Origin of the sequence: Mucilaginibacter inviolabilis (assembly GCF_011089895.1) — a bacterium.
In the GTDB taxonomy this organism is placed as follows: domain Bacteria; phylum Bacteroidota; class Bacteroidia; order Sphingobacteriales; family Sphingobacteriaceae; genus Mucilaginibacter; species Mucilaginibacter inviolabilis.
Genome location: NZ_JAANAT010000003.1, coordinates 792,006 through 805,063 on the forward strand (window position 1 = coordinate 792,006; position 13,058 = coordinate 805,063).

The following is a 13,058-nucleotide window of genomic DNA, read 5'->3' on the forward strand; positions in this document are numbered from 1 at the left end:
TTCAGACAAACTGAATAATTAACTAAAACCCCTTCTTCCTGGTAATTCCCGGTTTGCGGGGTTTGCGTTCGGTGGGCTCGGCAAAACCTTCGGTGCCGTAGCTGCGGGCCATTTTGGCAATGCGCTCTTCGAGGGTTTCGGTGGTGAGTCGTTCCCGGCCCAGGCTGTCAACCATAATGGGGAACGCGAAAGGGGTTGGGCGTTCGATGTTTTTAAGGATGATAGTTTGTGTGGCGATGCGCTGTAGTGCTGCCCTTAGCCTGAACTCTTCCAGTTGAAAAGCAAGGGCTTCATTATAGGCCTGCCGTACCAGCAGATTATCGGGCTCATATTCGGTAAATACTTCGAACAGTAGTGATGTGGATGCCTGTAAGTGCCTGTTTTTTACCGGCTGACCGGGATAGCCGGTAAATACCAAGCCACCAATGTGAGCGATATCCCTGAAGCGGCGACGGGCCATTTCGTTGGCATTAAGACTGTGCTGGATATCATCCAGCAGGTTATCTATCGAAAAAAAACTGGCATCTTCCAATACTTGTTCAATGGGCACATCTTCATCGGTCAATAGCTCAAAACCATAATCGTTCATGGCGATAGAGAAACTGGCGGATTTTATTTTGCTGATACGGAAGGCCAGCAGCGATGCCATACCTTCATGCACCAGTCGCCCTTCAAAAGGATAAAATAACAGGTGGTGCCCCTCGCGCGATTTGAACGACTCGATCAAAAACTCATGACTCTGAGGCAGGTGCGAAAGCTGTTGCTGCAGATTGAACAGCGGTTTCAGCGCGATTACTTCTTCGTCCTTTTCTACCCCATGCGCTACCTCATCCAGCTTATCCCTGAACACTGCCGCCAGTTGCGACGATAAGGGCATGCGGCCACCGTTCCAACTGGGGATAATGCCTTTGGTGGAGTTTGATTTTTTAACATAAGCCGTCATCTCCTTTACCCGGATAAACTCCAGGCTACGCCCCGCGAACCAGAAGGTGTTACCCGGTTTTAAGCGGGATATAAATGATTCTTCGATAGTACCCAGACTGCCGCCGCTGAGCCACTTTACGCGTACGCTGAGTTCGCTGGTAATGGTGCCTATGCTGAGGCGATGGCGCATAGCCACACGGCGATTGTTTACTTTGTACAGGCCATCCTCTACCTCTACCTTTAAAAACTCATCATATTGCGCCAGGGTTTTGCCGCCACTGGTGATAAAATCCAACAACTGGCCAAACTCATTGCGGCTAAGATCGGCAAAGGCATAGGTGGTTTTTACTTCGTTAAACAATTCCTCGGCCTTGAAGCCGTCGGATACGGCCAGGGTAACCATATATTGGATGAGCACATCCATGGTGAGCAGCATCGGGTCGCGGCTTTCAAAAATGCCTTTTTTGATGGCTTCTTTAAGAGCGGCGCCTTCCAATAGTTCGAGGGAGTGTGTGGGCACAAAATAGGCCCGGGATACCGCGCCGGGATGGTGACCGCTACGGCCGGCACGCTGCATAAACCGGGCCACGCCTTTGGGGCTGCCTACCTGCACCACGGTGTCAACGGGTCTAAAATCGACACCCAGATCCAGACTGGAAGTGCATACCACCAGTTTTAAAGCTTCAGCATGCAGTGCCTGCTCCACCCAGTTACGCAGCTTATTATCCAGCGAGCCATGATGCATAGCCATGATCCCCGCGTATTCGGGGTAGTTATCCAGGATGGCATGATACCAAATCTCGGATTGCGAGCGGGTATTGGTAAATATAAGCGTGGTTTTGCTGCGGGCTACTATCTCCATTACCTCGGGTAACAGTTTTAAGCCGATATGCCCCGCCCAGGAATAGTTCTCAATATTTTTAGGAATGATCGACCGGATATCCAGCTTTTTATCCAGATTGGCCCGCACCATTTTAACACGACCGGGTGGAAAATCATTACCTAACAAAACTTCGGCCGCCTGCTCCAGGTTACCAATGGTAGCGCTGATACCCCAGATGCGAAGCGGGGCTCGAGGTTCGGGGCTCGGGGAGCGAGGCGCGAGGTTTGAGTCGGAGTTTTTCGACGCCGTTTTATTTTCATTTCCCGTACCTCGTTCCTCGAAACTCGAGCCTGAAACATCATTTCCCGCACCTCGCTCCCCGCCTCCCGCACCCAAAATTTTCAACTTCGACAATCCCAGCTCCACCTGTACGCCTCGTTTGGTGCCCAGGAGCTCGTGCCATTCGTCGATCACGACTACCTGTAAGCCGGCGAACATTTTTGGATATTCCTTTTGGGCTAGCATCAGGTGCAGACTTTCGGGCGTGGTGAGCAGTACTTCGGGTAGTTTTTTCTTGAGGGCCTGTTTTTCGGCGGCTGGGGTATCGCCGGTGCGGGTGGCAATGTGCCAGGGCAGGCCTATTTCGTCGCAGGCTTCCTGCATGGCCTTGCGGATATCGTTGGTAAGCGCACGCAGCGGCGTTATCCACAACATAAGCAAACCGTTATTTTTTTTGCTGGTATAGGTATCGGGATTTTGATTGATAAAACCGGCCAGGAAAGGCAGGAACAAGGCGAAAGTTTTGCCGCTACCGGTAGGCGCGTTGAGCAAACCGGAGTAACCTGATAGATAGGCAGCTTCCATTTCCTGCTGAAAAGGGAATTGCTGCCAGTTTTTTTGCCTGTACCACTGCTGTATAACCTGTTGGCCTTTTGATGTCATTTATTTGTTCAACAAATTAATGTTAATTTGGTTAGGTAAATCAAACTACCCAACAAAATAAATATAATACCGTTATGATAAACATGATGAAAAATAGTGTGCTATTATTATGCTGCGCTGTACTGTTTGCCTGTAAGCAGCCAGGCCAAAAACAAAACAGTGTCGATACCACTGCCCAAACCGCGGATACGGCTAAAAACAAAACCGCTGTAACCAATAAACTGATAATCCCGGGCAGAAGCATTGGTGATATTGTATTAAGCGAGGATGTGGCCAGGGTAAGTGATTTATTGGGCAGGCCCGATAGTTCGGATGCGGCGATGGGAAGCTCTTTAATGGTTTGGTACAGTAGGCATAAAGCTGATGGTTACCGCACCAGTGTTTTTGCACACCGAAAGATGGGTGATAAGGACGAGATCATCAGCAGGATACAGAAGATACTGGTTAATTCGCCCGAGTATAAAACTGCCGAAGGCCTTGGTGTTGGCAGTACTGTTGACGAGATCAAAAAAAGCTATAATCTGAAACCAACCAGCGATTATAAAAACAAGGACGGCAAAGTACAGGTGTATACCGACCTGGATAAAGGGATTTCCTTTGAGATTGATACTGTCGGTAAATGCGTAGGCGTGGTGGTACATCAGCTACACGATACGGCTGTTGCTTATTTAAATATGCATTGAGTTTTATTGCCTGGCGTATACCCCCCCTGCTTTCGCACAGTCCACCACACCCCTCCCGTGGGGAGGGAATTGAAGCATATTTATAAAAAAGCCCCGTTGGATTTATCCGGCGGGGCTTTTTTTTATATCCCTGAAAGAAAAACTATTTCTTCTCGGTTTTTTCTGGCATCAGTACCAGTTTGATGTAGTTTTTACCGCTCAGATATTTGTTGGCGGCATCTTTGGTGCTTTGAACGGTCACCTGCTCCAGGCTATTCACGTGGTTCAGGATCTGGTCTGGATTCTCTTTGTTTTGTGAGGTTGACGCCAGGTAACTTGCCCAGAAGAAGTTTTCTTTCAACTGCTCCTGCGTTGAACGGGCTTCTTTGGCTACAAATTTCTGGATGTCTGTTGGTTGGGCGCCGTTTTGTTTAATTTTGCCAATTTCTTCGATGGTAGCATTGATCAGCTTATCCACATTTTCAGGTGCACATCCGAAGTAAATCGCAATGCTGTACCTGCCGCCTGGAATTTTATGGTAAGAAGCACGTACTCCCGGGGCATATACGCCGCTTTCCTGCTCACGCAGGCGCTCTATCAATTTAATATTTAACACTTCTTCCAGCGCATCCATTTGCAGGTTGTTGGCATCGTTATAATCATAATCGCCACTGAAAACCAATTGTACGCTACTTTTTTCGCCCACACCTTTATTTACAGTAGTGTTGATGATACCGGCAGGCGGGTGTATCTCGAGGTTTTTATAGTTCTCGTTACTGTTGGTTGATGGCAGGGCACCCAAGTAATGAATTAGGAATGGTTTAATAGTTTCTACATTGAAGTTGCCAACCAGGGTAAAGGTAAATCCGCTGGCGTCGGCAAAACGGCTTTTATAAAAACTGTAGGCTTTATCTAATGTAGCCTTGTTTAACCTATCTATCGTGGTTACCATCGACCTGAAGTTATGATTGCTTAAAACTGCTGAAACCGTATCCTGGAAAACATTTACAGGATCAAGACCGCGATTGGCCAGCAACGACCGGGTCTGATCAATTTGCGATTGCCAGATATCCTTATCCTTACGTGGCTGAGTAAAATACAGGTAAACAAGCTGCATGGCTGTTTCAAAATCTGCTGGTGATGAGTTTCCATTGATACCCTGAGCATATTCGCTTATGTAAGGTGAAATGTTTACGTTTTTACCGGCAAGCTTTTTATCCAGCTGGCCTTGATTAAACTGGGCAATACCGCTGCTGCTTATTATAGGAGCCGCCAGGTTGGCCGAAGTAAAATCATCGTCATTAGCCAGTGATGTACCGCCAAAAGAATAGCCGTTGATCAGGATCTGGTCGTTACGGAAATCGGTAGGTTTTAAAACTACTTTTACACCATTGCCTAAGGTAAGCGTGGTAGTGCCGATGGCTTCATCCTTCACCTCGTTGGTAACGGCACTTCCGTCAGGCAGTTTGCTCATCAACGGGTCGGATGATACATTATCCACATAAGCCGTTATATTTTGCCCTGCCGAGGCTATCCATTGCAAAATGGTTTTTTCATCGGGCAGTTTGTCTTTATCCTTATCAGGCCCCTCCACAATCACCACGCGGTTTTGATCGCTGATGAATTTGCCGGCCAGGGCGTTCATTTCGGCAAGGGTTATTTTGCCAATGTTATTAACATAAAAATTGTATTCAAATTCAATACCTGGTATCGCCTCGCCGGTTAAAAAGTTTTGCTGGTATTCGCGTACAAAATTTACCGAACGGGTTTTATCGCGTTCTTTATAAGCATTACCAATACCTACCAGTGCGTCTTGTTTGGCGCGTTCCAGTTCAGTAAGTGTAAAGCCAAATTTACGTGCGCGTTCGGTTTCGGCAACTACGGCTTTAACAGCAGCTTCCAGTTCACCGGGTTTAGATACGGCGATAGAGGTAAACGCGTCTTGTTCGCCAATAAAATCACCATAGCTGGAGCGGCCATATAAAAATGGCGGGTTTGGCTTTTGCAGCAACTCACCTAAACGCGCGTTTAGCATCTGGTTAAATAATTGCTCGCGTATTTGCTGCATATAATCGGTAGTGGTTTTGGTGGGTGCTCCCGGATGTTTTACAACGATCTGAGCCAGAGTGTACGGAAACTCTTTATCGGTAGCTATTTTAACCGCAGTGCCAGGTGTTGGCGGTACGGCATATTTGGTGCGTGGTTTTTCGCCGGCAGGATTTTGCAGCTGCGAAAAATTTTGTTTAATCAATTCTTCCACACGTTTAGGATCAAAATCGCCCACGGCTATTACCGCCTGCAAATCGGGACGATACCAATCGTGGTAAAAGCTTTTGATAGTTTCGGGCTTAAAATTCTTCAATATATCCTCTTTACCTATAGGCAAACGCAAAGCATAGCGCGAATTATTGAGGAGTACCGGTAAGGTTTGCAGCTGTAAACGCTCCTGCGCGTTTTTACCGCGAAGGCGCTCTTCTTCCAGCACCACGCCACGTTCTTTATCAATTTCGCTGGGGTCAAAGCTTACGTAACCGGCCCAGTTGGCCAGTATTTTAAAGCCGTTCTCGAATATTTTAACGGTATCAGACGGAATAGGCAGCTGATATACCGTTTCATTAAAGGAAGTATAGGCATTCAGGTCAGCACCAAATTTTACACCCGATTTTTGGAGATAATCAACCATCTGATTCTTCGGGAAATCACGGGTGCCGTTAAAGGCCATGTGCTCGGTAAAGTGGGCCAGACCCTGTTGATCGTCGGTTTCCAGAACCGATCCGGCTTTGTTCACCAGGTATAGTTCGGCTTTGTTCTTAGGCTCTACGTTCTTGCGGATATAATAAGTTAAACCGTTGGGCAGTTTGCCGATGATCACCTGATTATCAACTGGTAGCAGATTGCCTTTCACGGCCTCTTGTGCAGCAGCCGGTTTATTTTTTGCCGATGCGGCCGGTTTCTTTTTTACTTGAGCAATGGCGCCTCCGGAGGTAATTACTAACGCCAGGGCAATCGCAGAAAGCTTTAGGTTTAAATTCATATAATTAATGGGATATATTATGCTAAGATGCAAAACGAAAGCCTTAGTTACAAATGGCAAAATGTTAATTAACCCTATTTCCTGATTTTAACTAAGATGGCTATCTGGTTTAGGAATCTAGTTTATCCAAAGCTTTATCTATTGATTTAAAAAAAATCAAAACAGACTTGCTTTATAACCCAAACAAAATTCCCGAAAATTTATTTAAGAAGGATCAACCTGGCAATTGTTAATGTTAGTCTGTTAAACATTAATAAGATGATCAACAAATAAAAAAATATGAATGAAGTAAGTACACTGGCAGACGCTTTAAAGCGAAACAATCTGGAGGAAGCAAAAAAACGAATAGATGAAGGTGAAAAACTTCCTAAAAACCTGGCAGATTATGATAAGGAGCAAATTTATAATGTGTTGGTAAGAGAACGGGCTTTTGAGCTGATCAACTCGCTGGTGAAAGATGGAATTATAGAGACAGATATTTATGAATACGAGAAATTCGATAGATCCATTTTCGAAAAGCTATTTAAAAACCTGGAAAATAACGAAACCGATCTTAGCTTTTTAACCGGTTTTGTTAAAAAGCTGGATAACATTAACGACGCTGTGCAGGACAAAACCCTGCTGGAGCTTGCTTTTTTAAGCTCGGCACCTATCGATATCATCAGGATACTGGTTGATGCCGGGTGCGATATTCATTATAAAAATAATTACGAACAAAACTTTCTGTATAAAATTATTCAGGAGTATAGCATTAATGAAGAAACCGGGCTAGGCTATCTTGAACTTTTAATTGAGGGAGGAGTGGATCCTAATGGCGGAGATATAGTAGGAGAAACACCGCTGCATTTGGCCATTAGTAAAAACAAGAAAAGGTATATCCAATATCTGCTCCAGAATGGGGCTGACCCTAATCAACAAAATAAAGATGGCGAAAGCCCTTTTTACGCTGCTGTTGTTCACCAGGTTTGCAATGCGGCTACCTATAACATGCTCAAGGAATACGCCTCTGCTGATTTTGATTTGACCAACAAAAACGGGGAAACATTACTGGTGGGCGCTGTACGGATGCGTAGCCGGGCATCAGAAGATGAAATAAATCTCCTGGTGAGTTTGATTAATGACGGGGCGGATGTTTACCAAACCTCGCCTTATTATAACTATAATAAATCGACACTTGACTGGATAAGTGAGCGACCTGCCGATGTTTTACAGGCTGTGCTGGAAACAGGTGCTGTTGATGTTGGACGTAAGGATAATGAGGGTAATACATTGCTGCATAGAGTATGTGCCTATAACGTAAATTATGATCAGGAAGCCGCTAAACACGTTTACCGGAAGGCAAAATTGCTTATTGAACAAGGAGCCGATGTAAACGATACCAATGATCTTGACCAAACGCCTATGGATCTGGCAGCTCAGGATAATCTGAAAGTGAAAACTGTTGAACTATTGTTGAAGAATAAAGCATAGAAAACCATGTCCATGTCATTCATAATTGCCTGCGAAAGCGGTAAAAGAAAAATTGCCGAAATTTTATTAGCTAATAACGAAGTTGATGTTAAGTACACAGATGAAAAAGGACGAACAGCTTTGCATTATGCCGTTCACCATGGATACCTTGACCTGGTTAAATTGCTGTTAGATGCCGGCGCCGATCTGGATTACGAAGATCATGCGGGGGAAACTCCATTTTATTTTGCGTGTTTGCAAAAGCAAAAACAAACCGCGCTATTCCTGCTGGATAAAGGGGCCCGCTTGAATATTAATGATCTGCAGGGAAATAGCCTGCTGCATTTAACCGCAAAAACAGGACAAAAAGAACTGGTTGATAAATTATTGGAGCAGGGCGTGAATGTTGATCTGGAAAACAATGATGCGGAAACCCCGCTGTTGATTGCTGCAGGCTGGTGTAATAAAGAAATTGTACAAACGCTTATTGATCATGGGGCCAATGTAAACACCACCAATAAATTGGGCGATACCCCGCTGATTGTAGCTGTGCGTTCCAAAAACCAGCCTATGGTGGCTTGCCTTATTGAAAATGGCGCGGCTGTTAACCATATCAACCATGCCGGCGAATCAGCATTGTTAATTGCATGCTATGATGCCAACAGGGCCTTAACCACGCTTTTGGTTGATCATGGTGCCGATGTTTTGATCACTTCAAAAAACGGACTTTCGCCTATTTGGTATGCCTGTGCCAAAAACCAAAAAGAGATGGTAAGTTTATTCCTTGACCATAGCATCGATGTCAATTTCAGTCAGCCTGTATCTGGTGATACAGCCAGCATGAACAGCTACCTGGATTGGGTGGAAAGCTCATCTAGTCTCTCTATGGATAATGCTTTCAGTTTAAATAATTCCTATAGCTATGGTGGAGAGAGCCTGCTGCATGTTGCCGCGAAAAACGGCCACCTCAGTATGCTTAAATTATTGTTGGAGCGTGGGGCCAATATCAACATTCAGGATGAATCTGGTAATACCGCTTTACATTATGCTGCCTCGAACGGTAAAAAGGATGTGGTCAAATATCTGCTTGATCAGCATGCCGAAGTAGCTATCATTAATACCAAAGAACAAAAAGCGATTGATTACGCCTCTATAAAAGGATTTAATGAAATAGCAGCCTTGTTACTAAGCTATAACTCGCCCAATGCCACAGCAGCACCAAAAGTAGCGGAGAGCAAGACAGAAAGCAGTATAACGAATAAAAAACAGGCCTTGCTTGATCTTAAAGAACTGCTGGACGCCGGGGTTTTATCACAAACAGAATTTGATGACGAAAAAGCAAAAATACTGAAGGGATAAAGCTCAGTCCATTAATTACTCTTTTGCTGCCGGAGCTGCATCGGCCTGAAATGCGTCCTTCATCATTTGTTCCAGTTCGGGACGATGATCTTCAACTGCTTGTTGACCGAGTAACATGCCTTTTTGCAACAGGACAGGAGTCTTAGTACTCGCTTTTTTTCCGAGCGGGGTGTTATAAAAAGCGGCTAATTGTTTCAGTTCATCCTCCGTGAATTCGGCCGCGTATATTTTATCAAGGCGATCTTTCAGCACATCCCAGGTAAAATATTTGGCCATAAAAGCGCTCATGACTTTCAGGTAGGAGGCCCGGTTTGCTTCGGGTATTTGCGAGCTTGATGCACCAACCATTTTATTTAATACATCGCCAAATTGAGTGTTTACGCCTGTAGCTATCAAATATTGTTCGGCCGCTTTTAAGTGTGATGGCTTAAAATCGGGCGTGTTTGTTTGAGCTTTTAAGTTTCCTGCAAATAGGAAAATAATGGCCGTAAGAATGATAAGGTTAAGTTTGATTTTCATACTTATATTTTGATAAAGATCTTTTTAATATAGAATATCCACATTACCAGCCATAATATAGCCACCGTAAATATAGCACTAACCAGGGAAGCATTGACGGGCGAAAAGTAAGGTGCAAAGAAGGTTTGATAAATGGAAGCCCCGCCAATTTTGATCATACCCATATAATGCGGAATATAGCCCGACAATACATAGGCGGTAATGGCGTTGGCCCCGAAAACCACAAAAAAGTAGGTGAACCGTTTACGGCCCTGTACATCAATAAGCCAATAGCATAAGGCCAGGGCAATAGTGGCCAATCCACCTGTATAGAGTACGAATGAGCTTGTCCATAAAGCTTTGTTGATAGGGAAGAACAGATCCCAGATAAGCCCCAGCACCACGGCAATTACGCCATAGGTAAACATCCAGCTTACTTTAACATTATCATCGCGATCCTTTCGTTTTAACCAGCTGCCTACGCGGATACCAAACAAACCGGTAGCGATAGCAGGCAGTGTGCCCAGCAAGCCTTCCGGATCCCAGGTGTGTGATTCGCGCCAGAGGTGATTAGTGGTAAATACCAATCGATCTATCCAGGCACCCATATTAGTTTCGGGTTTCAAATTGGCATAGCCTATACCAGGCACCGGTATGCAGGTCATGATGATAAAGTAACCAATGAGCGCGAAGGCAAATATCCAGTCGCGGGTTTTTTGTGATGTTTTGAGGTAAAGAATAGTACAGATAAAATAAACCAGCGCTATGCGCGGTAACACGCCCGGCAGGCGCAGATGTGCCAATCCACCATCCGGATGAAAGATCAATTGCGTGATCCAGGGAATAGCGATCAGGATAGCGGTACGACGCAAAGCATTCAACAATAATTTACCATGCGGTACGGTAGCCTTTTTGCTTTCCATCGCATACACCACAGATACCCCCACCATAAACAGGAAAAAAGGAAACACCAGGTCGGTAGGTGTACAGCCATCCCATTTGGAGTGTTCCAACGGCGCATAAATATGCCCCCAATCGCCGGGATCATTTACTAATATCATGGCAGCGATGGTAGCACCGCGGAAAACATCGAGGGAGAGGAGCCTTGGGTTTTTCTCAGCTGTAATTGTTTTACTCATTTCTTGTTTTATTTCCAGTTTTCGAATCTATAGCAGTCATACGCGCAAAGGAACTTAGGTAATTTATCAGAAATTAAAACGGTTTTAATTTTCGAATTCGACTCTTCCGATTTAAAATACAATTTGTTATTCAATAACTTATATGGAAGTTCATCAGGCATATTTAAATGATATTCTCCCACAATTTTACCATTAGGATTTAGAAAGAATAACGAACTATTGCCATGCATAACTATTGCAGCCCGGACGCATGTAAAATCGCTGATCACATGATAAATTATTTTACCTTCTCGTGATCGGATAGCACCTAAATATATTTGCCTCGATTTATAATCTTTTTCATTCCGGGTAATTTTATAGCCCGGATACCCGTTGTTTATTAACGGTTGATAACCTGTAGATTGAGCATAACTATGGCTAGCGGAAAAAGTAATTATCAGTAAACATGTAAACCATACTCGTTTATTCACTCTGTTGATAAATGGAGACTTCAATTCCTATTCCCAGATCTGCACTAAGTTTTACCAGCTCGACAGGCAGATACTGTGTTTGTGTGAATTTATCTGGATTATATTCTACAGCGAAATCTAATGTTGCGTATTGAATTTCGGGTATCGATTTTATGTATTGTAATTTTTGCAGATGTTTATTTAAATACTCAACAGCATCCTGTACTTGTTGATTAAACGAATCAAATCAGCTTCACTCACTTTTAAATTACAATCGGAAAAATTTCGTTTTTCACCACCGGGTTTGGATTCGATCCTTGGCTCACCCGTATAAAATTTAGCATTTGGCAATATTTTACTTTGCCTGATAAAATTGTCTACATCAAATTCCTTGCCCGTTATTCTAAGTATGCAAGACATGAGCTCCTTGTTAAAAGATTAAGAGACACATGTAATGTGTCTCTACGAAAATAAAAAATGTAGAGACGCATCACATGCGTCTAACCTGCTTAAAATATATAACGCTTAAACGCTTCCATAGCTTCATATTCAGCAAGCCCAAGACGATCATAACGCTGAGCGGTGTCGCGTGTACGATCTTCGGCCCTCACCCAAAACTCCCTGGCATCATCACCCGGGAATACAGGACGATCTTTTTGCGATTGATGTTTAAAGATGGCGTTGCGCTTGCGGATCACCTCCTGCGGTGAAAGCGGCACAGCCATTTCAATTTCATAGGTTTCAAACTCATGCCATGCACCGCGGTACATCCACAACCAGCAATCATCTACCCAGGCTTCTTTACCTTTCAGACGGGCCAAAGCCGCCAGGATAATGTTGAAACACACCAGGTGCGTACCATTCGGATCGGCAAAATCACCGGCAGCAAAGATCTGCTGTGGTTTTACTTTTTGTAACAGTTCGATGGTTAACAGGATATCTTCTTCACCCACCGCATTTTTCTTGGTTTTACCGGTTTCATAAAAAGGCAAAGCCATAAAATGGATATGGTCATCCGGTAAACCCGCGTAACGGGCACCCGAGATGGCTTCTGTTTTACGGATGAACCCTTTTACATTGCGGATCTCGCGGGTATCAATCTGATTAGGCTGCTTCTGCGGAAAGAAAGCTCGCATCTCTTCGTATAATTTGTGCAGGTGACCACTGTCTTCACCAATAGAATTGGTAAAATCAATAGCAAACTCCATGTACCGTAATACATCATCATCCCAAACGGCGGTATTACCCGAGGTTTGATAAGCCACATGCACATCATGCCCCTGATCCACCAAACGGATAAAAGTACCGCCCATGGAGATCACATCATCATCAGGATGCGGAGAGAAGATAATAGAACGTTTTTTGGCAGGCAAAGCCCGCTCCGGACGCTGCGAATCATCCGCATCCGGCTTACCACCCGGCCATCCGGTAATGGTATGCTGTATCTGGTTAAAAATATCAATGTTGATGTTGTAAACCGGTCCTTGTTCTACGGCCAGCTGTGCCATACCATGATTGTTATAATCTTCTTCGGTCAGCTTCAATACCGGTTTACCAATGGTATCGGCTAACCAGATCACGGCTTTTTTCTTCAGTATATTATCCTCCCATGAACAATCTTTTACTAACCATGGGGTATCAAAACGGGTAAGCTCCGAAGCAGCAGCCTCATCGAGTACAAACTCTACATGATCAGACAATTGCAGGTAGGTAGCCGGCACCTCGCCAGACATTTCGCCTTCCACTGCTTTTTTAATGATGGGAGCTTTTTTCTTGCTC

The 13,058-nt window shown here is 44.5% G+C and carries 8 protein-coding genes; 3 read left to right on the top strand and 5 right to left on the bottom strand.

The features are described 5' to 3' along the window. Window positions 1-22: 22 nt before the first annotated feature. Window positions 23-2,689, bottom strand: coding sequence for a ligase-associated DNA damage response DEXH box helicase (locus G7092_RS23365; protein WP_166093127.1), 2,667 nt, complete (start codon window positions 2,687-2,689; stop codon window positions 23-25). A gap of 83 nt (window positions 2,690-2,772) precedes the next feature. On the opposite strand from G7092_RS23365, the gene G7092_RS23370 reads away from it, so the two are divergent. After that, entirely contained in the window at window positions 2,773-3,372 is a 600-nt protein-coding gene (locus G7092_RS23370) for a hypothetical protein (RefSeq protein WP_166093129.1), read from the top strand. Window positions 3,373-3,514: 142 nt separating this feature from the next. On the opposite strand, the gene G7092_RS23375 is transcribed toward G7092_RS23370, so the two are convergent. Continuing rightward, window positions 3,515-6,385, bottom strand: a complete 2,871-nt coding sequence (locus G7092_RS23375; protein WP_166093131.1) for a M16 family metallopeptidase — start codon at window positions 6,383-6,385, stop codon at window positions 3,515-3,517. A gap of 279 nt (window positions 6,386-6,664) precedes the next feature. Here G7092_RS23375 and G7092_RS23380 point away from each other — a divergent pair, with 279 nt between their 5' ends. Then, complete coding sequence (locus G7092_RS23380) at window positions 6,665-7,855, top strand: ankyrin repeat domain-containing protein (protein WP_166093134.1); 1,191 nt, start codon at window positions 6,665-6,667, stop codon at window positions 7,853-7,855. A 12-nt stretch (window positions 7,856-7,867) separates the two neighbouring features. Then, a complete protein-coding gene (locus G7092_RS23385; RefSeq protein WP_235953920.1) occupies window positions 7,868-9,193 on the top strand; it encodes an ankyrin repeat domain-containing protein in 1,326 nt (441 codons plus the stop codon). A 15-nt stretch (window positions 9,194-9,208) separates the two neighbouring features. Here the strand turns inward: G7092_RS23385 and G7092_RS23390 are convergent, their stop codons facing one another. The 3 genes from G7092_RS23390 to G7092_RS23400 all read right to left on the bottom strand — a co-directional run. Further along, on the bottom strand, window positions 9,209-9,712 hold the full coding sequence (locus tag G7092_RS23390; protein ID WP_166093138.1) for a DUF2059 domain-containing protein: 504 nt from the start codon (window positions 9,710-9,712) through the stop codon (window positions 9,209-9,211). Between the two features lie 2 nt (window positions 9,713-9,714). Next, complete coding sequence (locus tag G7092_RS23395; RefSeq protein ID WP_166093140.1) at window positions 9,715-10,830, bottom strand: acyltransferase family protein; 1,116 nt, start codon at window positions 10,828-10,830, stop codon at window positions 9,715-9,717. Window positions 10,831-11,788: 958 nt separating this feature from the next. Beyond that, a partial coding sequence (locus tag G7092_RS23400) for a PIG-L family deacetylase (RefSeq protein WP_166093143.1) occupies window positions 11,789-13,058 on the bottom strand: 1,270 nt, incomplete at its 5' end.

What these genes read in the sequence shown, in the direction of transcription:
- G7092_RS23365 (WP_166093127.1), bottom strand. Translation starts at nt 2,689, where the DNA reads ATGACATCAAAAGGCCAACAGGTTATACAGCAGTGGTACAGGCAAAAA.
- G7092_RS23370 (WP_166093129.1), top strand. Translation starts at nt 2,773, where the DNA reads ATGATGAAAAATAGTGTGCTATTATTATGCTGCGCTGTACTGTTTGCC.
- G7092_RS23375 (WP_166093131.1), bottom strand. Translation starts at nt 6,385, where the DNA reads ATGAATTTAAACCTAAAGCTTTCTGCGATTGCCCTGGCGTTAGTAATT.
- G7092_RS23380 (WP_166093134.1), top strand. Translation starts at nt 6,665, where the DNA reads ATGAATGAAGTAAGTACACTGGCAGACGCTTTAAAGCGAAACAATCTG.
- G7092_RS23385 (WP_235953920.1), top strand. Translation starts at nt 7,868, where the DNA reads ATGTCATTCATAATTGCCTGCGAAAGCGGTAAAAGAAAAATTGCCGAA.
- G7092_RS23390 (WP_166093138.1), bottom strand. Translation starts at nt 9,712, where the DNA reads ATGAAAATCAAACTTAACCTTATCATTCTTACGGCCATTATTTTCCTA.
- G7092_RS23395 (WP_166093140.1), bottom strand. Translation starts at nt 10,830, where the DNA reads ATGAGTAAAACAATTACAGCTGAGAAAAACCCAAGGCTCCTCTCCCTC.